Genomic DNA, 21,793 nt, shown 5'->3' with positions numbered 1-21,793 from the left:
CACACCCATATTCACAAATGTTCGATAAGGTTCTCGTCGCCAACCGAGGTGAAATCGCAGTCCGCGTCATGCGTGCCTGTGAAGAGCTCGGTATCGGCACCGTCGCAGTGTACAGTGATGCAGACAAAAACGCCGGTCACGTCCGCTACGCGGACGAAGCGTACAACATCGGTCCAGCCCGCGCCGCGGAGTCCTACCTCGACCACGAGGCTGTCATCGAGGCCGCAGAGAAGGCTGATGCAGATGCCATCCACCCCGGCTACGGTTTCCTCGCGGAGAACGCAGAGTTCGCCGGCAAAGTCGCCGACGCGGGCATCACCTGGGTCGGCCCGAGTTCGGAATCGATGGAGCAACTCGGCGAGAAGACGAAAGCTCGCAAACTGATGGAGGCCGCAGGCGTCCCAATCGTCCCCGGGACGACGGACCCCGTCACCTCCGGCGAGGAAGTCGAAGCCTTCGGCGAGGAACACGGCTTCCCCGTCGCCATCAAGGCAGAGGGTGGCGGTGGCGGCCGCGGGATGAAGGTCGTCAACTCGGCGGACGAAGCACAGGACAAGTTCGAGTCGGCCCAGCGCGAGGGTGAAGCCTACTTCGACAATCCGTCCGTATACGTCGAAAAGTACCTCGAAGCGCCACGCCACATCGAGGTGCAGATTATCGCAGACCAGCACGGCAACGTTCGCCACCTCGGCGAGCGCGACTGTTCGCTCCAGCGCCGTCATCAGAAGGTCATCGAAGAGGGGCCAAGTCCGGCACTCTCCGACGAACTCCGCGCCGAAATCGGTGAGGCCGCCCGCCAGGGTGTCATGGCCTCCGACTACGTGAACGCGGGGACCGTCGAGTTCCTCGTCGAGGACGGCGAGTTCTACTTCCTCGAAGTGAACACCCGGATTCAGGTCGAACACTGCGTGACCGAGGAAATCACGGGCATCGACATCGTGAAGTGGCAACTGCGAGTCGCCATGGGCGAAGAACTCGGCTTCGAACAGGAGGACGTCGAAATCGAGGGCCACGCGATGGAGTTCCGCATCAACGCCGAGAACGCGGCGAACAACTTCGCACCTGCAACCGGCACACTCGAGACGTACGCCCCGCCGGGCGGCATCGGCGTCCGCATGGACGACGCGCTCCGCCAGGGCGACAAAATCGGCGGCGACTACGACTCGATGATTGGCAAGCTCATCGTGTACGGCAAAGACCGCGAGGAGTGTATCGCCCGGTCGAAGCGCGCGCTCAAAGAGTTCGACATCGAAGGCATCGTGACGGTCATCCCGTTCCACCGCCTCATGCTCACCGACGAGCAGTTCGTCACGGGTACGCACACGACGAAGTACCTCGACGAGGAACTCGACGTCGAACGCATCAAGGACGCTCAGGAAAAGTGGGGGCCGACGAAGACCGGCGACGCCGAAGACGAGGAGACGGTCGAACGCGAGTTCGTCGTCGAAGTCAACGGCAAGCGCTTCGAGGTCAATCTGGAGGAACACGGCGCACCGGCCGTCGCCGCAACCGCGTCGAGCGGCAAGAAGCAGTCCTCCGCCCCGCGCCCATCGAGCAAGAACGGCGACGACAGCGACTCCGGGAGCGCCCCAGCAGACGGCCAGCAGGTCAAAGCCGAGATGCAGGGCACCATCCTCGCCGTCAACGTAGACGAGGGCGACGAGGTCACCTCCGGCGACGTCGTCTGTGTCTTGGAAGCCATGAAGATGGAAAACGATGTCGTGGCGAGTGCTTCGGGTACTGTCACGCACGTCAGCGTCTCCGAGGGCGAGAGCGTCAACATGGGCGACGTGCTCATAGTCATCGAATAATCGCGTCTTACTTTTCGATTTTTCAGGCGGTGAGCGACTGCATCACTCGACCAAACCCAAAAGAGCCTCGCGCACCAATACACCGCCATGAGCGAGCAACCAGCCACCCGAGAGATCCCAAAATCTGACGACGAGTGGCGAGAAATCCTCACCGAGGAGGAGTACAAAGTCCTCCGCGAACAGGGGACGGAACCGAAGTACACCGGAGAGTTCATCGACAAGGACGACCCCGGCACATACACCTGCAAGGGATGCGGCCAGAAGTTGTTCACCTCGGATACGAAGTTCACCTCCTCGGGGTGGCCGAGTTTCTACGACGCCATCGAGGGGGCAGTCGAGTTCGAGCGTGACACCAGTCACGGGATGGTTCGCACCGAGGTCCACTGCGCGAACTGCGGCAGCCACCTCGGGCACATCTTCGACGACGGGCCGAACCCCACTGGGAAACGCTACTGCATCAACTCCATCTGCCTCAACTTCGAAGAAGAGGCTTGAGTTACTGGTTCCACGGCGCGGCGTCGAATTCGACGGTGCGCTCCTCGCGCTCGATGCCGTCTATTTTCGCGATATCTGCGTCGGTGAGCGTCAGGTCACGCGCGGCAAAGTTGTCGGCGATGTGCTCGCGGCTGGTCGCCTTCGGGATGACCTTCGCACCCTTTTCGCGGAGCCACGCGAGGCTGACCTGAGCTTCGCTCACGTCGTGCTCGCTGGCGATTTCCTGCAGTTCTGGAATGTCGAACACCTCACCCTGCGCGAGTGGCGAGTAGGCGACGAAGTGGTGGTCCCCGTTTCCTGCCATCGCTCTGAGTTCGTCCTGTTGGCAGAGCGGGTTCATCTCGACCTGATGGGCGTAGAGCGGTGCGGAGAGCTGACCGAGCCCCTCGTCGAGCAGGTCCGGCGTGAAATTCGAGAGCCCGACGTGGCGAATGAGGCCGTCGTCGTACAGTTCGTCGAACGCTCGAAGCGTTCCCTCGGGGTCGTACTCCCCGAGTGGCCAGTGGACGTAGAGCAGGTCGAGGGTGTCCACGCCGAGCCTGTCGAGGCTCTCGCGAGTCGTGGAGAGAACGTCTTCGTAGGCGAGATTTCCGGTCTCGACTTTGGAGGCGAGGAAGACGTCCTCGCGTGGAACTGCCGCGTTCTCGATTCCTTCGCCGACAGCGGCTTCGTTGCCGTACTCCTGGGCGGTGTCGATGTGGCGATAGCCGACGTCGAGTGCCGTTTCGACGCTCGCGACACACTGGTCGTGGTCGTCTTGAAGGTACGTCCCGAGGCCGAATGCGGGGAGGTCGTTCATGGTTCGTGAAAGCGGGGTGGGGCAGTTAACGAGTTCGACTCGGTGGCGCTGTCACTCGCGTGGGTAACGGTCTAAAATGACGTCCGTCGAGGAAACCGGTGAGCGTACGATTCAGTCCGGTCGGCGTAACTCGACGGGAGTCGCGTGCCTCTGACGGTTGCGGTAAGTCAGCACACCCGTGTCGGGGGGACGCCACGGGCGGTTGAGGTGGGTGGGGGTAGGGGTACACTTCGATTTCGGTCCACGAAGCGTGGGATTGCTCACTTTCCGCAACTGCACTCAGTACTCTTCGAGACATAGGTTCGTACACTAGTCATTTCGTACGATGGACGGTGTGAACTCTAGTCACCTAGAGTCGCCTCGAATACGAGTTCGAACAGTTTGCGCTCTGCGGCCCGCAGATGGTAGAGATACGTCGGCGAGGAGATGTCGAGATGGTCTGCGAGTTCTTCTGCCGAACTGTGTCGTGGCCACTCGAAAAAGCCCCCGTAGTACGCGATTTTGACCGCCTCTGCCTGGCGGGGCGTCAGGCCTTCGAGGAATCGGCCGCGAATCTCGGTCACCGATTTTGCGGGCCGCGAGACCTCTCTTCGCGCGACGAGTCGAATCCGGGGATAGACGTCTTTGAGGGCGTGGACGAACGCTCGAACGGGCGCGGTCGCTGGCAGGCGGATGACGAGCGTGGAGTTCCCGTCGGTCGATTCGTGTGATTCGAGTGACGCACCAAATCTGGCGATGACGGGCAGGATGTTCAGTTCCGTGATGACTGCCTCGTATATCGCGCTCGTCGTTTCTGCCACCAGTAGACGCACGGACTCGATGGTCTCGGAGACGGCGAGGAACTCGGCTTCGGAGCGCTCTCCGCCGTCCTGGACGCCGATATATGCGATTGCCGTCTCGGTATCTTCGGGGACGTATCCCTCCAGGGTTACCGTACAGCCGAATCCCGCAGAGAGCTGGTTGAGCAACGAACTCTCGTCGTCGCTTTCGAGTTCGAGTTCGAGGGCTGATTCGGTGAGCGTCGAGGACTTTCGCACGATCGATTCGAGCGCGTAGCCGATGAGCTGGCCGAGTTCCCCGATTATCTCCTGTTCTCGCTCTCCGAAGGTGAACGCCTCCTCTGCGTGTAAAAAGAGGATACTCTCTGCCATGTGGCGGCCAATCGGAACCGCGGCGACGGCGTTGTAGGACCCGGAGAGTGCGTCCTTGCGCAGCGACCGCCACTCGGGCACGGCGAGGACGTTCTGGACCACCTGAACGACGTTCGTATCGAGCGCGTCTTGCCCGAGTGCGAACAGTGGGGCGTCCGGGCCGGCGGCGGCTTCGAGCTGTGCGGCGTACTGGGAGGAAATCCCCGCCTGCACCACCTGCGTGAACCCGCCGTTTACGGGTTCCCCGACCCAGGCGAACGCGTACTTCGACGACGCCTGCAACTGCTCGCAGACGGCGTGGAGTATCTCTTCGCGACTCCGCGCCTGCAACAGCGACCGGTTGATGCGTCGAATCGTGTCGTTGATCTGGTTCAGGTGAGCGAGCGCCTCGGTCTGTTCTGCCAGTCTGCGGTCGCGGTCGCGTATCGCGCGCTCGGTGTCTGCTCGTTCGAGGGCGTTTTCGACGTACACAGAGAGGAGGTTCGCCAGTTCTTTCGCCGAGGTGGAGAGCTTTGGCTCGGTCTGGGACCCGGCGACGAAGACGCTGTGGACGCCGATTGGTATCGCCAGACAGCTGCGAAGCGGTTTGTCGATGGGGCTGTCGTCCGGGTCTGCGTCCTCGATGTACGCCGGTTCGCCTGAAACGAAGATGTTCCAGAGGTTCGAGCCGCGTGGTTCGGCGTTCCGTTCACCGTCCAGTGTCGGCGTGGCATCGACGAGTGTGTCACCGGTTTCGTCGAGGTGATAGAAGGTACTGACAGGGAGTCCGATGATGTCTTTCGCCGCCCCGATTGCGACGTTGTACACCGCCGGGGCCGTCGTACAGGTGATAAACTGGGTCGCCGTCCGGTGGAGTTCGGTGAGTGCTCGTTCGTAGCGCGCCTGGTCCGTGATATCCTTGATGTGTGCGAGAAGCGCCCGCTCGCCGTCGAAGACGATGGGTTTCGAGATGGCTTCGACGATTCGCTGCTGTCCATTTATCAACACCTCACGCTGGAGTGGCATTTCGACGTCCCCACCAGTGAGCAACTGCTCGATGAGTTCTGTCGCCTCGTCGTGATCGTCCTGTGGGAGGAAATCGAAGATTCTCGCACCGAGGACGGTTTCGCGGTCCTGACTGACCATCGAGAGGAACGCTTCGTTCGCGAATACGAGCGTGTCGTCCGTCGTTACGACGATCGGATCCGGCGAACCTTCGACGAGCGTCCGATATCGGGTCTCGCTCTCTTCGAGTGCCCGTTCTCGGACCACTTGCTCCGATATGTCGCGACCGATGCCACAGCGACCGATTGGCGCTCCATCCGGGCCGGAAAGCGGGATGCTCCGGAACTCGTAGGGCAACCGGTCGCCGCCTTTCATGTACACGTCCATCTCGATGACGACCGGCTCAGTCGCCGGGAGCGCCTGCAGGTGTTGTCTGACCCGGTCTCTTTCTTCCGGGGCGACGAGTTCGACGATGTCGATTGCCGCGAGTTCCTCGTCCGTGTATCCGCTCACCGTTCGCAGGGCGCCGTTCCACTTCACGAGCCGGTTTTCCGGGCTGTAGATGTAGAAGATGTCCTCGATGCCGTCCAGAATCGTCTGCTCTCCGTCGGCGATTGCGCCGTTGTCGGCCGCTCGTTCGACGGCGCTTTCGATTCTGTCCGGCAGTGTGAACAGGGCTGTGGTCGGGACGTAATCGATAGCGGGGTCTGCGGCGACGAGTGACGCGACGTGAATCGGGGCTGACTCGGCGACGCAGATGAGGGGAAGCGTCGGAAATGCGGGACGGAGCCGTTTGACGGACTCGAAAAACTCGTCCCCAGCGACGAGGACGAGGCAATCGAACACATCCCGCTGTAGTCGCGCTTCGAGGGCGTCGCTGTCCGGTTCGAGGCTGGTAGAAAACGTGGTCGAAGGTACGGCCTCTTCGAGCACTGCAAGCACCGGGCCCGACTCGCCGTCACCCCCTACCAACACCGCGTATTCGCGGGAACGCGAGTCCGCAGGGTATATCGCGGACACGATAGTGTTGGTACGCTGGGAGGTGAGATAATCTCGCCGTTTCTCACGGTGGACGATTGTACGGAGAATCAAACCCTTTAACCACGGGCCACGGCAACCGAGACTATGGACCGAGAGGAGCGCGTACACCTCGTTTCGCGCAATACAGAGGAGGTCGTCACCGAGGAGGAACTGGAGGCCATTTTCGACGAAAAGGAGACGCCCACTGTCTACATCGGGTACGCTCCGACCGGCGAGATGCACATCGGGCACTTCACGACGATGCGAAAGCTTGCGGACTTTCTCAACGCTGGCCTGAAGGTGAAGGTGCTGGTCGCCGACCTGCACGCTCATCTGGACGACGAGAAGAGTCCGTTCGACCTGCTCGACGCCCGGACCGACTACTATCAGGAGGCCATCGAGGGCATGATCGACGCCGCCGGTGCGGACGGGTCGCAAATCGAGTTCGTCCGGGGACGCGACTTCGAACTCGATAGCTGGTACTCCCTCGACTTGCTTCGCATGGCCGCGGACACGACCATCAGTCGCGTCCAGCGTGCGGGCAGCGAAGTCGTCCGCCAGAGCGACAACCCGAAACTCGGCGGCCTCATCTACCCGCTGATGCAGACGCTCGACATCCCCGCGCTCGACGCCGACATCGCCTACGGTGGCATCGACCAGCGCGGCATCTACATGCTCAGCCGCGAGATTCTCCCAGAACACGGCTACGAGGCTCCTATCTGCGTGTTCGCCCCGCTGCTCTCCGGCCTCACGGGCGGCAAGATGAGCGCTTCGGACGAATCCTCGAAGGTGAACCTCACCGACGACGAGGACGACGTCATCGTGAAGATAAACGACGCCTACTGCCCGCAGGGTGAAGTCGAGGAAAACGGCGTCCTCGAATACCTCCGCTTCCTCGTCTTCCCGATTCTCGCAGAGCGCGGCGAGACCTTCGTCATCGAGCGCCCGGAGAAGTACGGCGGCAACATCGTCTACGAGTCGTACGACGAACTCGAAGCCGATTTTGTGTCAGAAGAACTGCACCCGCTCGACCTGAAGAACGCGACGGGTGCGTACATCTCGGACATCATCGACCCGATCCGCGAACGCTTCGCCGACCAGCATGACCTCCTCGCCGACGCCTACCCCGAGAAATACGCCTGAGCGCGACACTGCTTTTCGCCGTGTGACCCCGTAGCAATTACATTCGTGTAACGTGGGGGCATCTATCCACCCTGGTTACACCAATGTCAGCTAAATCATATATTCGCGTGGGTCCGAGCCAGTAACGTGATGCAACCAGCTACCCACACGAAATTCAGTATCGTCGTGCAACCTCGTCGGCCCGAGGAGGTGCGCAAATAATGGTGTTCGAGACGACCGGTGCGGCGGTCGCGTTCCTGCTCGCTCGTGTCCTGCTCGGCGGGATGCTCGCGTTCACCGGATTCAACCACTTCATGCAGACCGAACAGATGACTGGCTACGCTGACATGAAGGGCGTGCCCGCGCCGAAGCTCTCGGTGCTCCTCTCTGGAGGCCTCCTCGTCTTCGGCGGCCTCTCGGTGATTCTCGGGTTCTATCCCGTCGTCGGAGCCGGCGCGCTCGCGGTGTTCCTCCTCGTCACGACGCCGAAGATGCACGACTTCTGGAATGCGCCGGCAGACCAGCAGCAGTCGGAAATGACGGCCTTCCTGAAAAACGTCGGCCTGCTCGGTGGCGTGCTCCTCTTGCTCGCCCTCGGCGGCGTGACGTGGCCCTACGCGGTGGGCGTGGGCCTGTTCTGAGCGTCGGCTAGCACATCTCTTCGACGCTGACGAACGACCCCTCCGCCGCGGAAATCCACGTCGTCAGCCGCGCCTCCTCGCTCGCGTTGAGCGGGAAGAGCGTACACTCGTCGGGTTCGTCTTCGTATGGTTCGACGATGCAGCAGAGTGGCTCTGCCACGTCAAGTGCTGCCCACGCATCGCCGGTCGTTTCCACCCCACTCCCCTCTCCTACTGCGTTGTTGAACATGGTGTTATATCGGTTGTTAGTCACCGTTCGACCCCCCAGTCTCTCACTGACAGTCCCACGTGCCAGTGATATCGCTTGTGTAATCAGCAGTCTCCTATAAAACCCTGCCTACTTTTGGCTGAACAACCATGAGGGTCGTACACGTTCCGTCACCAGCACTCTCATTTGTACCCGGCGCTGAACCACAGGCATCTCGCAGGCGGGGCGATCCCGTCCGGGCACACTACTCATGGAAATCGACCCAACCACGCTCGATGGAACGTTGTACAGAACGCTCGCCGCCGGCGTCGTCCCCCGGCCAATCGCGTGGGTGAGTACCCGCAGCGAAGCCGGCGTCGATAACCTCGCGCCGTACTCGTTTTTCAACGTCGTGAGCGTCGACCCGCCGACGATAATGTTCGCGCCCGTGGACCGCGGCGACGACCTCAAAGACACGCCGAAGAACGTCCTCGACACCGAGGAGTTCGTCGTGAACGTCGTCACCGAGGAGTTCGCGACACAGATGAACGAGAGTTCCGCGACGCTCCCTCACGGCGAAAGCGAGTTCGACCACGCCGGCTTGGACCGCGTGGCATCGACGAAGGTGGCTCCACCGCGCGTCGCAGGCATCAAGGTCGCCTACGAGTGTCGCCTCGCCGACTTCGTGGACGTCGGCGCGTCCTCGATGGTCCTCGGCGAAGTCGTGAACGTGTACGTCGACGATTCGGTGACGACAGGCGGCAAACTCGACGTGGAGAAACTCGATGCCGTGGGCCGTCTCTCTGGAAGTTGGTACGCGAAGACGACGGACCGATTCTCGCTCGAACGCCCGGAGTAATCAGAACTGGTAGCGACGCTCGTCGTCGCGCTGGGGGTAGTCGTAGCCGCCGCCGGTCATGTCCTCGTAGGTCATCCCAGAGAGGTACTCGTCGTAGGTCACGTCGTAGCGCCGTCGGAGGTGGAAATCGAGCGTCCCGCGGTCGACGATGGACTGGAACAACAGGTGGACCGCCCGGCGGACGAGCTCGTCCGGGTTGTCAGGTTCGAGGGCGGTGGTGAGCATGGCGAGTTCGTTTTTCGTCTCCCGGTCGAGCGACACGGGCAGCGAATCGTCGAGTGCGGTATACTGATGCTCGATGTCTTCCGACAGGTCGTCGAGACTCATAGCGGGTAGGTGGGTGGCCGTGGCAAAACGATTTTCGCCTGCTCACTCGGTGGTGCGATTTTCTGCGTCGATAATCGACCCGAACACGTACCAGAACAGGCCACCGAAGACGGCGGAGAAGCCAAAAATCGTCGCTCCACTATCGCGAGAGAAAACCCCCACAACGAGGCGCACAATCCTCACCAGAAAGAGTGCGACGCGCCTGGTTTCCATACCCTCCACCCGAGGCGGGTTTCAGGAACCTTCTCAAAGTGGTGGCTCTGTAACCACGGCCTCGGCTTCGATTTCGACGAGCATCGCCGGGTCGATGAGTCGGCGTACCTCCACCATGCTCGTCGCCGGGCGAATCTCTCCGAACACCTCGCCGTGAGCTCGGCCAATCGCCTCCCAGTCGTCGATGTCGGTCACGTAGATGCGCGTTCGAATCACATCTTCGAAGCCTGCGCCAGCTTTTTCGAGCGCCTTGCCCACATTTTCGAGGGTTTGCTTCGTCTGGGCGGCGGGGTCGTCTTTGCCGACGATGGTCCCCGATTCGTCTGTGGCTGTCGTTCCCGAGACGGACACGCGGTTTCCGACACGAACCGCCCGCGAATACCCTACAAGCTGTTCCCACTCCGTCCCACTCGACACGTTCTGTCGGTCCATGCTGTCTCCACCACGGGATACCAGAAAATCACTACCCCTAAACGCGCGCTTTTCCTACCCCTCGGCATGTCTGATGTTCAGTGGTCCCTGTCCGAGGACCTGCCTGCGGTCCAGCAGGCGCTGGTCGAGTGGTACGAGGCGGACCACCGCGACTTCCCGTGGCGGCGGACCGACGACCCCTACGCCATTCTCGTCTCCGAGGTGATGAGCCAGCAGACGCAACTGGGGCGCGTCGTCGAGGCGTGGGAGGCGTTTCTCGAAAACTGGCCGACTCCGCAGGCGCTCGCCGACGCAGACCGCGCCGACGTGGTTGGCTTCTGGAGCGAAATGAGCCTCGGGTACAACAACCGGGCGAAGTACCTCCACGAGGCCGCCCGGCAGGTGGTCGAGGAGTTCGACGGCAAGTTCCCAGAGACTCCCGACACCCTCCAGGAACTGATGGGCGTCGGCCCGTACACCGCCAATGCGGTGGCAAGTTTCGCCTTCAACAAGGGCGACGCCGTGGTCGACACGAACGTAAAGCGCGTCACGTACCGTGCCTTCGACCTACCCGACGACGATGCCGTCTTCGAGGAAGCGGCCAACCGGCTCATGCCCGAGGGCGACTCCCGCGTCTGGAACAACGCCATCATGGAACTCGGCGGGATTGCGTGCGGAAAAGTCCCCGACTGCGACGGGGCGCAGTGCCCGTGGCGAGCGTGGTGTCACGCCTACGAGACGGGCGACTTCACCGCGCCGGACGTGCCAACTCAGCCGAAATTCGAAGGGAGTAGACGACAGTTCCGCGGGCGCGTCGTGAACGTCCTGAAGGAGTACGATTCGCTCACCCTCGACGAACTCGGCCCACGCGTCCGGGTCGATTACACACCCGAGGGTGACCACGGCCGCGAGTGGCTCGCCGGACTCCTCTCCGACCTCGACGCGGACGAACTGGTCGAGTTCGACGCCGCGACGGGCGAGGCGTCCCTGCGTCGCTGACGGCAGAAACCACCTCACTTTTGACGACCCGGCGGCGAATCGAGACTATGGCACCTACCCCTCACGTCGTCGCCGTTTGTGGAAGTCTGCGCGACGAGAGTTTCACCAGAATCGCCCTGCGTCACGCACTCGACGAGGCGGAGCTAGCGGGGGCGACGACGGAACTCGTTGACCCTCGCGGGCTCGACATCCCGATTTTCGACGCCGATAACAGGGAACCCGGCGACGTGCCGGAACTCATGGCAACCCTCCAGCAGGCAGATGCCATCATCCTCGGGACGCCTATGTACCACGGGTCGTACTCCTCGCCGCTCAAGACCATCCTCGACTACGCTGGATTCGACGAATTCGACGACAAGACGGTCGGGTTGCTCGCGGTCTCTGGCGGACGTTTCCCGACCACCGCCCTCGAACATCTCCGGAGCGTCGGCCGGTCGCTCGGCGCGTGGGTACTCCCCCACCAGGCCGCGATTCCGGGCGTCCGAAACCAGTTCTACGACGAGGAGTTCGTCGACGAAGACATGGAAAAGCGGGTTCGCACGCTGGGCCGTCGTGTGGTGCAGTTCTGGAACATCGAGGCTGACCCGGACACGGTCGAGAGCGAAGAGAACGTCGGCGCGAGCGACTAGCGGTTCCTGACTGTCTGCCCGCCGTGATTGACAACTATTTTGATGCTAGCTCGTTCGTCTACAGGGTATGCACGCAATCACCAACAGCGGGTGGATCGAGGTGGTCTCCGGCTGTATGTTCTCCGGGAAGACAGAGGAGTTGCTCCGCCGACTCAGGCGCGCTGAAATCGCCGGGCAAGAGGTGGCGGCGTTCAAACCCTCCATCGACGACCGCTACGGAACCGAAACCATCGGCTCGCACGACGGCGCGAAGTGGGAGGCGCTCGTCGTGGACCCTGACGACCCCGGGCCGGAAATCTTCGAGGCACTGAACGGCGAGCAGGTCGTGGGCATCGACGAGGCCAATTTCTTCTCCGACGAACTCGTCGCCGTCTGCGAGGACCTCGCGGCTGACGGTCGCCGGGTCATCGCGAGCGGGCTGGACCAGACCTTCCGAGGCGACCCGTTCGACCCGGTTCCTGACCTCATCGCCGTCGCCGAGTACGTGGACAAGGTTCAGGCCATCTGCGTCGAGTGTGGCGAACCGGCGACCCGCACCCAGCGGTTCATCGACGGCGTTCCAGCCCACGAAGACGACCCGACGATTCTCGTGGGCGCAGAGGAGAGCTACGAGGCGCGCTGTCGCAACTGTCATACCCTTCGCAGCGACTAGACCACCTGTGACTCAGTGGGTCGAAAACCCGACCGGCGGACGTGACCGCGGCCCGGTCGCGCTCGCGCAGGCGTGGGTCGAAGTGCTCGTCCGCCCTCGACGATTCTTCCGCGCAGCGGTCGCGCCCGGCGACCAGGCTCCTGGCCTCGTGTTCGCCGCGCTCGTCGTCAGCGTGGAGGAAGCGACTCGCTTTCTGCTCGTCGAGAACGCCTATCCCGTCCTCGGCGGGCAACCCGCGCTCTCGTTCGTTTTCGCGCTCGCGCTCGCCGCCCTCCTCGTCGCACCGGCGGCGCTGCACCTGACCGCGGCGGTCCAGACGCTCATCCTGATTCCGTTCGCGCCCGAGCGCGGCGGCGTGAGCGAGACGGTGCAGTTGCTCGCCTATTCTGCGGCCCCCTGCGTGTTCGCGGGACTTCCGATACCCGAACTCCGGGTCGCCTGTACGGCGTACGGTGCGTTTTTGCTCATCCTCGGCGTTCACCGCGTCCACCGCGTCTCGATGCCGCGTGCGGCCGTCCTCGGTGCGATTCCCGCGGCCATCATCTTCGGCTTCGGGTTCCGCGGTTTCGCGGCGCTCGAAACGGTGCTCCTCGGTATCGTTTAGACCCCGCGCCCACAAGGGGCGGGCATGCTCACGCTCAGCCTCTCTGAGTTCATGGTCGAGTTGAAAGACGGCGCGCTCAAGAACGTCGGGCCGGCGAACAAGTCCGCGACGGCGAAGTTGTTCGACGTGACCGAGGCGGAAGTACGGGAGTTTGGCGACAAACGCGTCAAACTCGTGTTCCACGACGAGGAGGGAAACGAGGTGCAGGTCGCCCTGTTCCCCGAGGACGCCCGAAACATCCGTGAGGGACTCCAGTCGCTCGAAGCAGACAGTCCGGTGTTCGAGTAGTTTGCTGACAGCAGGAATCCGATAACCGTTTTAGGCCGGGACCGTTTTTACCGGCTAATGGATAAGTGTATCATCTGTGGGGCCGATGCTAACGGCCCAATTTGCGACGTCCACCAGGAGGACGTCGTCTTCGAGTTCACTGGTAACCGACCCGGACAACTGAAACCCGGCCGCTTCTACAAAGGCTCGGTCGACGGCTTCGCCGAGTTCGGTGTGTTCATCGACATCGGCGACCACGTCACTGGTCTGCTGCACAAGAGCGAACTGGACCGGCGCCTCGACTCCCTCGACTGGGACACCGACGACGCCGTCTACGTGCAGGTCAAGAAGGTTCACAACAACGGCAACATCGACCTCGCGTGGTCCATCCGGCAGGCGGACAACGAGTTCCGCGGCAAACTCATTCAGACGCCAAGCGGCGACGAACTCCCCGAGAACTCGCCGAAGAAAGAAAAGCGCGCCGTCGTCCGACAGACGCTTTCTGACAAGCAGAAAGCCAAACAGGAAAAGGACGAGGCACGCCGCAAGCAAAAGCAGGCAGAACAGCAAACGGAACGACAGTCTGAACAGCAAGCAGACCAGCAAACCGAAACCGAGACCGAGCGCGAAACGCCAGACGAGACGCCCGCGACGCCGGCAGAATCCGACGAAGACGACGGCGTCACCTACGAGCGCGTCGAAATCGGCACCCTCTCTGACCACGTCGGCCAGAAAGCCCGCCTCGAAGGCACCGTGACCGGTGTCCGACAGACGAGCGGCCCGACCGTGTTCACCGTCCGCGACGAGACTGGCACCGTCGATGCGGCCGCGTTCGTTGAAGCAGGCGTCCGCGCCTACCCCGAAGTCGAAGTCGGCGACATCGTCGGCCTGAACGGAGAAGTCGAGATGCGCCGCGACGAACTCCAGGTCGAAACCGAAGACCTCGACATCCTCGAAGGTGGCGAGCGCGACGCCGTCGAAGGCCGACTCAAGAACGCTCTCGACGCCCGTGCCCGTCCCGAAGCGGCCGAACCGCTCGCAGAAGACGAAATCGTCTCCGCCCTCTCCGAAGAAATCCGAGACGTCGCGACGGCCATCCGCCGCGCAGTCATCGAGGGTCGCCCAGTCATCGTCCGCCACAGCGCGACGGTAGACGGCTACCTCACCGGGGCCGCAATCGAGCGTGCGACGCTGCCTCTCATCCGCGAGGAACACGCCCGCGAAGACGCGGTTTACCACTACTTCGACCGCCGCCCGCTCCAGGACGGCGTCTACGGCATGGACGACGCAACCGGCGACGTCACCAACATGCTCTCAAACCGCGACCGCCACGACGAGCAGTTCCCACTGTTCGTGCTCGCCGCCGCTGGCTCCACGAAGGAGTCCTTAGACGGCCTCGAACTGCTCGACATCTACGGCGCGCCGAAGGTCGTCATCGACGCGGCCGTCGCAGACGAGGAGATTGCAGCCGTGGTTGACACCATCGTCAACCCGAACCTCGCAGACGAGTCCTTCGACGCGAACGTCACGAGCACCGTTCTCGGCGCGAACGTCGCCGCGAACGTCAACAACGGCGTCCGCGACGATCTCGCACACCTTCCCGCGGTTAGCTTCTGGGAGAACGCCCCGGCACAGTACGTCGACCTCGCCGCCGAGGCTGGCTACGACGAAGCAGCCACGCGCGAACTCCGTGAAGCAATCGCGCTCGAAGCCTACTACCAGTCCTACGAGGACAAACGCGAGGTCATCACCGACCTCCTGTTCGGCGAAGTCGGCGGCCTCGCGAGCCACATCGCCCAGCAGTTCCGCACGAAACTCGACGACGAACTCGAAACCGCAGAGGCCAACTTAGATTACGTGGACGAAGGCGGCGTCAACTTCGCCGTCCTCGACACCGACGCTTACACGAACCGGTTCGACTTCCCGCCGACGGAACTCCTCTTAGACGAGGTCCACCGTCGCAACCGCGGGGGCGAACCGTTCGTGACCATCGGCCTCGCAGACGACGAGATTCACATCCGCTCGACCACGGCTGTTGACGTCCGCGAAATCGCCGAAGCCGCCCGCCTCCGCGTCCCGAACGCGGGTGTCACGCCGCGCAGCGCACACGACGGAAAACTCGAATTCCTCGTCGGCGAACGCGACGCCGTTCTCGACGCCGTCATCGCGACGGTTGCAGAAAAGCTCGCGTAATCGGACCTTCTCTCCGTTCTCACCACCCGTGAGTGACTACGTTGCGTCGAGGTCGAAACGCACGATTGGACGGGTCTTCTTGCGCCGGGCGACTTCGACGAACCCCGCCTCCGCGAACGCGCTCGCAAAGCCGTACCACGCCGAGGTGGGTGAAACGCGCTCGCCCTGCGGGTCCACTGGGTAGCCTTCGAGCACGGAGCCACCCTGCTCGCGGACGTACTCTTTTGCGGCTTCGAGGAGGGCGACGGTGAGTCCCCTCCCACGCGCGGCGCGGTCGACGTAGAAGCATACGATGGACCAGACGGGCGTGTCGTCTATGGGCTTCATGACGGGCGAACGGGCGAGTCTGACAAATGTCTCGCGTGGGGCGACCGAGCACCAGCCCGCCGGTTCCCCATCGAGAAATGCGAGGATACCCGGTCTTCCGTCGTCGTGGATGATGTCGTGCATCTGCTGGCGGTTTGCCGCGCCGCGGTTCGCGTTGTACTCCGCTTGTGTCTGTCGGTTCCACATACACCAGCAGCCGTCACAGGCCCCGCTCTCGCCGAACAGGGTCTCGAAGTCCTCCCAGCGGTCGGGCGTGACGACGTGGAATTCGAGGACTTCGGGCGGATTTACGGTGGGACGCGCCATGGTGCCACTACAGCGGGTGGCCACAAATACGTGTGCCAACTGGGGCCACGGACCCCGAACCGACGGTTTTCGAGCGACAATCTTATTCGCAACACGCCACGACCTACCCATAGCAACAGCTGATGCGAACTGACACGCAAGACCCGACGGAGACCGAGGCGTTCGAGCAGGCCTGTGCTGAGCTCGTAGACCGGATTCTCGCCGGCGACATCACGAGCGACAATTTGGAGAAAGAGAAACTGAACGTCTGTTCTGCGTTCTCCTCACCGAAGGTTCCAAAGAACACCGAATTGCTCGATTATGGCCCGTTCGAGCGTCGTGAGGAACTCATCGAAGTCCTCCAGCGAAAGCCGGTTCGGACCGCCTCCGGCGTCTCGCCGGTGGCCATCATGACCAGTCCGCACATGTGCCCCCACGGGAAGTGTCTGTACTGCCCCGGCGGGCCAGCCTCCGAGTTCTCCAGTTCGCAAAGCTACACCGGTCACGAACCCGCCGCCGCCCGCGGCGTCCAGAACGACTACGACCCCTACGGGCAGGTCACACTCCGCCTCGAACAGTTGCGTGAGATCGGCCACCCCGTGGACAAGGTCGAACTCATCCTGATGGGCGGGACGATGACCGCCCGGAGCCACGACTATCAGGAGTGGTTCGTCAAACGCGCACTCGAAGCCCTGAACGACTACGACGTTGACAAGCGCCCAGAACCAGCAGAGGGCGTGAGCTTCGCCCAGGATTTTGACGACTACGAGTTCAAATATCTCGAAGATGTCATTGCCGAAAACGAGACGGGCGACATCCGCAACATCGGGACCACCTTCGAGACGAAACCAGATTGGTGTGACCCGGAGCAAATCGACCGGATGCTCGACCTCGGCGGGACGAAAGTCGAGGTGGGCGTTCAGACGACCTACGAGCGCGTAAACCGCGATATGCATCGTGGGCACGGGATTCAGGCGTCGCTCGACGCCAACCAGCGCCTGCGCGATGCCGCGTTTAAGGTCGGCTTCCACATGATGCCCGGCCAGCCCGGGATGACACGCGAGATGTGTGTCGAGGACTTCCGCCAACTGTTCGAGAAACCAGACTGGCGGCCCGACTTCCTCAAAATCTACCCGACGCTCGTGGTTCGGGACACCATCACCTACGATATGTGGCGACGCGACGAGTACGAGCCACTCGACAACGAGGAGGCCGCGGACATCGTCGCCGAGGTCATGGACATGATTCCGCCGTACACCCGTCTCCAGCGCGTCCAGCGCGACATCCCCGCGGACTTCATCGACGCCGGCGTCTGGAAGTCCAACCTCCGTCAACTCGCAGAACAGCGACTGGAGGAAAAGGGTGGTAAATGCCGCGACATCCGCGCCCGCGAAGTCGGCATGAACGACGAGGACCCCGACCCCGAGAACATCGAGTTACAGGTTCTCGAATACGAAGCCGCAGGCGGTACAGAACACTTCATCAGCTTCGAGGACCCCGTAAAGGACCTCCTCATCGGCTTCTGTCGCCTACGCTTCCCCGGTAACACGGTGCGCCGGGAACTCGACAACGCCGCGCTCATCCGCGAACTCCACGTCTACGGCAACGAAATCGGCGTTGGGAAAGGCGAGGGCGACTGGCAACACCGCGGCTACGGGAAGAAACTCCTCGCCCATGCGGAGGAACTCGCCCGCGACGCCGGCTACGACAAGATGAGCGTCATCTCCGGCGTCGGCGTCCGCGAGTACTACCGGAAGAAACTGGGCTATCACCAGGACGGTCCGTACGTCTCGAAACACCTCTGAGGGCGCTCCCGGAGACCGTTTCACGGATTATGCCGAGAATAACGACTGTTCTACGCGCCTGATAATAAATACCCCCTGATGCTAACACACGTACAATAAATGGCAGCGAGAGGACGCAGGCGAGCAGTGTTGGCCGCAATCGTAGCCGTCGTCGTGGTCGCGAGTGCAGGCGCCGCGCTTTTTGCAACCGGTGACGGGTCGGCTCCCTTGGACGCTGATGCGGTCCCTGACCCACCGGGTGCAGCGGGTGCCCAGCAGACGACAGCGACCACGCCGCGCACGCCGTGGCCGACGCCCGAACCGTTCCCGAACCCCGACATGCAGGTCCTCTCGGAGTCCGACAACCAGACCGTTTCGACGTACAAACTGGCCCCCGGAACGGTGAACGAGACGGAGGTGTACGTCGTCGAATCGAGCGAACCGGGACCGACCGCGCTCGTCGTCGGTGGGATGCACGGCAACGAGGTGTCGGGCTTTACCGCGGCTCACAACATCGCCAACTGGACGATAGAACGGGGCACGCTCGTCGTGATTCCAGAGGCTAACAAGGCCGCGGTGACGACCCGGACGCGCAAAGCCTTCGGCACCGACCTGAACGACGAGTTCCCCGTCGGCGGCGTGTCCAACTCCACGCTCGCCAACGCCATCTGGACCGCCGTCGAGTACCACGACCCGGACGTCGTCATCGACCTCCATAGCTCGAAGGGCATCTACAAGGTGGACGAAGGCGGCGTCGGGCAGGCAATCTTCCCCGGCGCGACGGGCACCGCCCGCGAAGACACCGCCGCGGCAATCAACTATCTCAACGAAAACGAGGTACCCGACGAGATGCAGGAGCACAAGTTCAAACGCGGAAACATCCTCAAAGGCTCCGGCAAATCGCTGACCCGACGGGTGGTCGGCGACCTCGGCGCGTCGGCCATCCTGATTGAAACTGCAAAACGCGACACGACACTCGACCAACGCGTCCGCTGGACCGAGGTAGCGGTGCGAGTGATTCTGTCCCGACACGGGATGGTGGCCGCGCCCGGGACGTGATTGAAGCTGGAGTACGCGGGTCGGCCGTGGCGGATTTCTTCGGTCACGCGCCGGCATGGCTTCGCTGTCGGCGCGGACTAGTTCACGCCACGGCACGGCTTGCCTCGCCAACTGGCTCGGCGCTGCTGCCGGCGGAGTAGTTTCTCTGGTCACTCCACGGCATCGAATGCGCCACCTCCCGGTGGCGCGAGTCAGCCGTGGAGGACACTACTAACGACATATCTTTCCCACACTACCCGCTTGTACCGATATGGACCAAAAACGGGAACTGACGAGCGTCGACCTCGCCGCGCTCGTCACGGAGTTCGGGTCGTACGAGGGGGCCAAAATCGACAAGGCCTACCTCTACGACGACGACCTGCTCCGGCTGAAGATGCGTGATTTCGAACGGGGGCGCATCGAACTGATGATCGAAGTCGGCGAGCAAAAGCGCGCACATCTCCTCGCGCCAGAGCACGTCCCGGACGCGCCGGGCCGCCCGCCGAACTTCGCGATGATGCTCAGAAACCGGCTGTCGGGGGCTGATTTTGCCGGCGTCGAACAGTTCGAATTCGACCGCATCCTCTCGTTCCACTTCACGCGCGAGGACCAGGACACGACTATCGTCGCAGAACTGTTCGGCCAGGGGAATCTCGCCGTCCTGAACGAGGACAACGAGGTCATCAGCAGCTTGGAGACTGTTCGGCTGAAGTCGCGGACGGTCGCACCGGGGTCGATTTACGAGTTCCCCTCCTCGCGATTCCACCCGTTCAAGGCGAGTTTCGAGCAGTTCGTCGCGCGAATGGAGCAATCCGACACGGACCTCGTGCGGACGCTCGCGACCCAACTCAACTTCGGGGGCCTCTACGCTGAGGAACTCTGTACTCGCGCCGGCGTCGAGAAGGCGAAGGACATCGGGAACGCCACCGAAGACGAGTTCCAGGCGCTCTACGACGCACTGACGCGACTGAAGGACTCGCTCACGCCGGGCAATCTGGAACCCCGTCTCTACACCGACGAGGACGGCCGGCCCGTGGACGTGACGCCGATTCCGCTCGAAGAGCACGAGGACCTCGACGCCGAGGCGTACCAGACGTTCAACGCGGCGCTCGACGAGTACTTCGTCAAACTCGAAGCCGACGACGCGAAACAGCGCGGGAAACCCAAACAGAGCGCCGGGAGCAATCGACCCGATTTCGAGGAACGAATCGAACGCCAACAGCGCATTATCGAACAGCAGGAACAGGCCATCTCCGGGTTCGATGAGCGCGCGGACGCAGAGCGAGCACGCGCAGAACTGCTCTACCGCGAATACGACCTCGTAAACGACATCCTCTCGACGGTCAAGGGCGCCCGCGAGGAGGGCGTCCCGTGGCGCGAAATCGAGGAGAAGTTCGCAGAGGGCAAAGAACGAGGGATTCCTGCCGCCGAATCCGTCGTGAACGTGGATGGCTCCACCTCGACGGTCACGATTACTATCGACGACTACAAAATCGACCTCGACACGACGCAGGGAGTCGAACACAACGCAGACCGCCTCTACACCGAGGCAAAGCGCATCGCGGAGAAGAAGGAAGGTGCGCTCGCGGCTATCGAAGACACTCGCGAGGAACTCGAAGACCTCGAGCGCCAGCGCGACGAGTGGGAAGCGGGCGACGAAGACGACGCGGACGAAACCGAGGAAGCAGAAGAAATCGACTGGCTCACAGAACAATCGATTCCGATTCGCAAGAACGAGCAGTGGTACGAGCGCTTCCGCTGGTTCCACACGTCGGACGGCTTCCTCGTCATCGGCGGGCGCAACGCAAACGACAACGAGGAACTCGTAAAGAAATACCTCGACAAGGGCGACCTGTTCTTCCACACGCAGGCCCACGGTGGCCCAATCACGATTCTCAAGGCGACCGGCCCGAGCGAACCGGCCCGCGACGTAGACATCCCCGAACAGAGCAAAAAGGAGGCAGCGCAGTTCGCCGTCTCCTACTCTTCGGTCTGGAAAGACGGCCGCTTCGCTGACGAAGCGTACATGGTGAACAAAGACCAGGTGTCGAAGACGCCCGAGAGTGGCGAATACTTAGAGAAGGGCGCGTTCACGATTCGTGGCGACCGGACCTACTTCAAGAACACCGAAGTCGGCGTCGCCGTTGGAATCCGTTGTGAACCGCGAACCGAAGTCATCGGCGGGCCGCCGTCGGCTATCGAGAAGCAGGCGGTGACCACCATCGAACTCGAACCCGGCCAGTTCGCCCAGAACGACATGGCGAAGATGTGCTATCGCGAGTTCCGTGAGCGCTTTACGGACACGTCGTTCGTCAGGAAAGTGGCGTCACCGGACAAAATTCAGGAGTTCCTCCCGCCGGGTGGGAGTCGGATGCGCGAGTAGGCTCAGGCGATTCTGTCCGCGAGTCCTGCGGCGATGGGGATGCGCGGGGTCTTGCCCTGGTAGGCCCGGACCATCATGTAGATCCACAGCGCGAACGAGCCGACGGCGAACACGAGGTACACGAGGCCGAGCAGCAGCGACAGGATGCTGAACAGGGCGAACGACCCGCCGTTGCCGACGAACAGCAACGACGTGAGTATCGTCCCAATGAAGCTCAGGACGATGCTGATGACGACGATGACCGCAGAGAGCGCGATGCTCTGGGCAGCGTGGAAGCGCACGAACTCGTTTTCGGGCTCGACGAAGTACATGATGATACCCGTGATGAATCCGAGGAGGTACGAGAGCGCTCCCGCGACGTTTTCGTCTAACCCGGTTCCCGATTCACGGGTTACTTGCGTCTCGTCCATTGGTTGAGTGGTTTCAGTAGCCATAGACCCTAGAGAGACGGTGTGACGAGGCTATTGGTATGCGGGGCTTACATTTTAGAAGTCCGACAGATGGGTGGCGGCAATCGATTCATCATCAGTTAATTTGAACGGTCTGTCGAAATTGTCTGTGACACCAGTGCGAGCAGTCGGCGCGCTAATATTTCCCACATTGTTTAGTATA

At 62.3% G+C, this 21,793-nt stretch carries 22 protein-coding genes; 14 read left to right on the top strand and 8 right to left on the bottom strand.

Going from position 1 to position 21,793, the window contains the following annotated elements:
• Positions 1 to 17: 17 nt before the first annotated feature.
• Positions 18 to 1,811, top strand: a complete 1,794-nt coding sequence (locus tag P0648_RS12875) for an acetyl-CoA carboxylase biotin carboxylase subunit (protein WP_277504237.1) — start codon at positions 18 to 20, stop codon at positions 1,809 to 1,811.
• Positions 1,812 to 1,898: 87 nt separating this feature from the next.
• Positions 1,899 to 2,306, top strand: coding sequence for a peptide-methionine (R)-S-oxide reductase MsrB (gene msrB, locus P0648_RS12870; protein WP_277504236.1), 408 nt, complete (start codon positions 1,899 to 1,901; stop codon positions 2,304 to 2,306).
• Between the two features lies 1 nt (position 2,307).
• On the opposite strand, the gene P0648_RS12865 is transcribed toward msrB, so the two are convergent.
• Both P0648_RS12865 and P0648_RS12860 read right to left on the bottom strand, forming a co-directional pair.
• Entirely contained in the window at positions 2,308 to 3,105 is a 798-nt protein-coding gene (locus tag P0648_RS12865; RefSeq protein ID WP_277504235.1) for an aldo/keto reductase, read from the bottom strand.
• Between the two features lie 341 nt (positions 3,106 to 3,446).
• Positions 3,447 to 6,212 (bottom strand): PAS domain S-box protein, encoded by a 2,766-nt coding sequence (locus P0648_RS12860; RefSeq protein WP_277504233.1) that lies wholly within the window; start codon positions 6,210 to 6,212, stop codon positions 3,447 to 3,449.
• Between the two features lie 153 nt (positions 6,213 to 6,365).
• Between P0648_RS12860 and P0648_RS12855 the strand changes: the two genes are divergently transcribed.
• Together P0648_RS12855 and P0648_RS12850 are read left to right on the top strand one after the other, a co-directional pair.
• The gene (locus tag P0648_RS12855; protein WP_276246866.1) at positions 6,366 to 7,403 is read left to right on the top strand and encodes a tyrosine--tRNA ligase; all 1,038 of its coding nucleotides are present in this window, start codon (positions 6,366 to 6,368) and stop codon (positions 7,401 to 7,403) included.
• Between the two features lie 200 nt (positions 7,404 to 7,603).
• Complete coding sequence (locus P0648_RS12850) at positions 7,604 to 8,023, top strand: DoxX family protein (protein ID WP_276246867.1); 420 nt, start codon at positions 7,604 to 7,606, stop codon at positions 8,021 to 8,023.
• A 7-nt stretch (positions 8,024 to 8,030) separates the two neighbouring features.
• On the opposite strand, the gene P0648_RS12845 is transcribed toward P0648_RS12850, so the two are convergent.
• Positions 8,031 to 8,276 (bottom strand): hypothetical protein, encoded by a 246-nt coding sequence (locus tag P0648_RS12845; RefSeq protein ID WP_277504232.1) that lies wholly within the window; start codon positions 8,274 to 8,276, stop codon positions 8,031 to 8,033.
• A 205-nt stretch (positions 8,277 to 8,481) separates the two neighbouring features.
• Here P0648_RS12845 and P0648_RS12840 point away from each other — a divergent pair, with 205 nt between their 5' ends.
• Positions 8,482 to 9,069 (top strand): flavin reductase family protein, encoded by a 588-nt coding sequence (locus P0648_RS12840; RefSeq protein ID WP_277504231.1) that lies wholly within the window; start codon positions 8,482 to 8,484, stop codon positions 9,067 to 9,069.
• On the opposite strand, the gene P0648_RS12835 is transcribed toward P0648_RS12840, so the two are convergent.
• Genes P0648_RS12835 through P0648_RS12825 form a run of 3 tightly spaced genes read right to left on the bottom strand, consistent with a single transcriptional unit; the run spans position 9,070 to position 10,041 of the window.
• Positions 9,070 to 9,396 carry a hypothetical protein gene (locus tag P0648_RS12835; protein ID WP_276246870.1) on the bottom strand — a complete coding sequence of 109 codons (327 nt, stop codon included), beginning with the start codon at positions 9,394 to 9,396 and terminating at the stop codon, positions 9,070 to 9,072. It abuts the gene before it with no gap.
• Between the two features lie 42 nt (positions 9,397 to 9,438).
• Complete coding sequence (locus tag P0648_RS12830; RefSeq protein ID WP_276246871.1) at positions 9,439 to 9,609, bottom strand: hypothetical protein; 171 nt, start codon at positions 9,607 to 9,609, stop codon at positions 9,439 to 9,441.
• Between the two features lie 33 nt (positions 9,610 to 9,642).
• Entirely contained in the window at positions 9,643 to 10,041 is a 399-nt protein-coding gene (locus tag P0648_RS12825; RefSeq protein WP_276246872.1) for a RidA family protein, read from the bottom strand.
• Between the two features lie 66 nt (positions 10,042 to 10,107).
• Between P0648_RS12825 and P0648_RS12820 the strand changes: the two genes are divergently transcribed.
• The 6 genes from P0648_RS12820 to P0648_RS12795 all read left to right on the top strand — a co-directional run bounded on the left by P0648_RS12820 (position 10,108) and on the right by P0648_RS12795 (position 15,364).
• On the top strand, positions 10,108 to 11,019 hold the full coding sequence (locus P0648_RS12820) for an A/G-specific adenine glycosylase (RefSeq protein ID WP_276246873.1): 912 nt from the start codon (positions 10,108 to 10,110) through the stop codon (positions 11,017 to 11,019).
• A gap of 47 nt (positions 11,020 to 11,066) precedes the next feature.
• Complete coding sequence (locus tag P0648_RS12815; protein ID WP_276246874.1) at positions 11,067 to 11,648, top strand: NADPH-dependent FMN reductase; 582 nt, start codon at positions 11,067 to 11,069, stop codon at positions 11,646 to 11,648.
• A gap of 67 nt (positions 11,649 to 11,715) precedes the next feature.
• The gene (locus P0648_RS12810) at positions 11,716 to 12,300 is read left to right on the top strand and encodes a thymidine kinase (RefSeq protein ID WP_276246875.1); all 585 of its coding nucleotides are present in this window, start codon (positions 11,716 to 11,718) and stop codon (positions 12,298 to 12,300) included.
• Between the two features lie 7 nt (positions 12,301 to 12,307).
• Positions 12,308 to 12,904, top strand: coding sequence for a YIP1 family protein (locus P0648_RS12805; protein WP_276246876.1), 597 nt, complete (start codon positions 12,308 to 12,310; stop codon positions 12,902 to 12,904).
• 24 nt (positions 12,905 to 12,928) lie between these two features.
• Entirely contained in the window at positions 12,929 to 13,192 is a 264-nt protein-coding gene (locus P0648_RS12800) for a hypothetical protein (RefSeq protein WP_276246877.1), read from the top strand.
• 57 nt (positions 13,193 to 13,249) lie between these two features.
• Positions 13,250 to 15,364: a DHH family phosphoesterase gene (locus P0648_RS12795; protein ID WP_277504226.1), complete on the top strand. Its 2,115-nt coding sequence runs from the start codon at positions 13,250 to 13,252 to the stop codon at positions 15,362 to 15,364.
• Positions 15,365 to 15,400: 36 nt separating this feature from the next.
• On the opposite strand, the gene P0648_RS12790 is transcribed toward P0648_RS12795, so the two are convergent.
• Complete coding sequence (locus P0648_RS12790; RefSeq protein WP_277504223.1) at positions 15,401 to 15,997, bottom strand: GNAT family N-acetyltransferase; 597 nt, start codon at positions 15,995 to 15,997, stop codon at positions 15,401 to 15,403.
• Between the two features lie 122 nt (positions 15,998 to 16,119).
• On the opposite strand from P0648_RS12790, the gene P0648_RS12785 reads away from it, so the two are divergent.
• From P0648_RS12785 to rqcH, 3 genes are all read left to right on the top strand, one after another.
• Positions 16,120 to 17,781: a tRNA uridine(34) 5-carboxymethylaminomethyl modification radical SAM/GNAT enzyme Elp3 gene (locus tag P0648_RS12785; protein ID WP_276246880.1), complete on the top strand. Its 1,662-nt coding sequence runs from the start codon at positions 16,120 to 16,122 to the stop codon at positions 17,779 to 17,781.
• A 99-nt stretch (positions 17,782 to 17,880) separates the two neighbouring features.
• Entirely contained in the window at positions 17,881 to 18,819 is a 939-nt protein-coding gene (locus P0648_RS12780) for a succinylglutamate desuccinylase/aspartoacylase family protein (RefSeq protein ID WP_276246881.1), read from the top strand.
• 250 nt (positions 18,820 to 19,069) lie between these two features.
• Entirely contained in the window at positions 19,070 to 21,181 is a 2,112-nt protein-coding gene (gene rqcH / locus P0648_RS12775) for a ribosome rescue protein RqcH (RefSeq protein WP_276274823.1), read from the top strand.
• Between the two features lie 2 nt (positions 21,182 to 21,183).
• Here rqcH and P0648_RS12770 read toward each other — a convergent pair whose 3' ends face one another.
• Positions 21,184 to 21,591, bottom strand: a complete 408-nt coding sequence (locus tag P0648_RS12770) for a DUF4870 domain-containing protein (RefSeq protein ID WP_276246883.1) — start codon at positions 21,589 to 21,591, stop codon at positions 21,184 to 21,186.
• Positions 21,592 to 21,793: the final 202 nt, after the last annotated feature.

The sequence above is a fragment of the Haladaptatus sp. DYSN1 genome, from assembly GCF_029489995.1.
Classification (GTDB): domain Archaea; phylum Halobacteriota; class Halobacteria; order Halobacteriales; family Halococcaceae; genus QDMS2.
This window is presented reverse-complemented; position numbering and strand designations above follow the sequence as displayed.

Bases quoted from the DNA above. Each gene is read 5' to 3' on its own strand.
- P0648_RS12825 (WP_276246872.1), bottom strand. From the start codon at position 10,041: ATGGACCGACAGAACGTGTCGAGTGGGACGGAGTGGGAACAGCTTGTA.
- P0648_RS12780 (WP_276246881.1), top strand. From the start codon at position 17,881: ATGGCAGCGAGAGGACGCAGGCGAGCAGTGTTGGCCGCAATCGTAGCC.
- P0648_RS12875 (WP_277504237.1), top strand. From the start codon at position 18: ATGTTCGATAAGGTTCTCGTCGCCAACCGAGGTGAAATCGCAGTCCGC.
- P0648_RS12835 (WP_276246870.1), bottom strand. From the start codon at position 9,396: ATGAGTCTCGACGACCTGTCGGAAGACATCGAGCATCAGTATACCGCA.
- P0648_RS12785 (WP_276246880.1), top strand. From the start codon at position 16,120: ATGCGAACTGACACGCAAGACCCGACGGAGACCGAGGCGTTCGAGCAG.
- P0648_RS12855 (WP_276246866.1), top strand. From the start codon at position 6,366: ATGGACCGAGAGGAGCGCGTACACCTCGTTTCGCGCAATACAGAGGAG.
- rqcH (WP_276274823.1), top strand. From the start codon at position 19,070: ATGGACCAAAAACGGGAACTGACGAGCGTCGACCTCGCCGCGCTCGTC.
- P0648_RS12840 (WP_277504231.1), top strand. From the start codon at position 8,482: ATGGAAATCGACCCAACCACGCTCGATGGAACGTTGTACAGAACGCTC.
- P0648_RS12865 (WP_277504235.1), bottom strand. From the start codon at position 3,105: ATGAACGACCTCCCCGCATTCGGCCTCGGGACGTACCTTCAAGACGAC.
- P0648_RS12795 (WP_277504226.1), top strand. From the start codon at position 13,250: ATGGATAAGTGTATCATCTGTGGGGCCGATGCTAACGGCCCAATTTGC.
- P0648_RS12820 (WP_276246873.1), top strand. From the start codon at position 10,108: ATGTCTGATGTTCAGTGGTCCCTGTCCGAGGACCTGCCTGCGGTCCAG.
- msrB (WP_277504236.1), top strand. From the start codon at position 1,899: ATGAGCGAGCAACCAGCCACCCGAGAGATCCCAAAATCTGACGACGAG.
- P0648_RS12815 (WP_276246874.1), top strand. From the start codon at position 11,067: ATGGCACCTACCCCTCACGTCGTCGCCGTTTGTGGAAGTCTGCGCGAC.
- P0648_RS12810 (WP_276246875.1), top strand. From the start codon at position 11,716: ATGCACGCAATCACCAACAGCGGGTGGATCGAGGTGGTCTCCGGCTGT.
- P0648_RS12830 (WP_276246871.1), bottom strand. From the start codon at position 9,609: ATGGAAACCAGGCGCGTCGCACTCTTTCTGGTGAGGATTGTGCGCCTC.
- P0648_RS12800 (WP_276246877.1), top strand. From the start codon at position 12,929: ATGCTCACGCTCAGCCTCTCTGAGTTCATGGTCGAGTTGAAAGACGGC.
- P0648_RS12850 (WP_276246867.1), top strand. From the start codon at position 7,604: ATGGTGTTCGAGACGACCGGTGCGGCGGTCGCGTTCCTGCTCGCTCGT.
- P0648_RS12770 (WP_276246883.1), bottom strand. From the start codon at position 21,591: ATGGACGAGACGCAAGTAACCCGTGAATCGGGAACCGGGTTAGACGAA.
- P0648_RS12790 (WP_277504223.1), bottom strand. From the start codon at position 15,997: ATGGCGCGTCCCACCGTAAATCCGCCCGAAGTCCTCGAATTCCACGTC.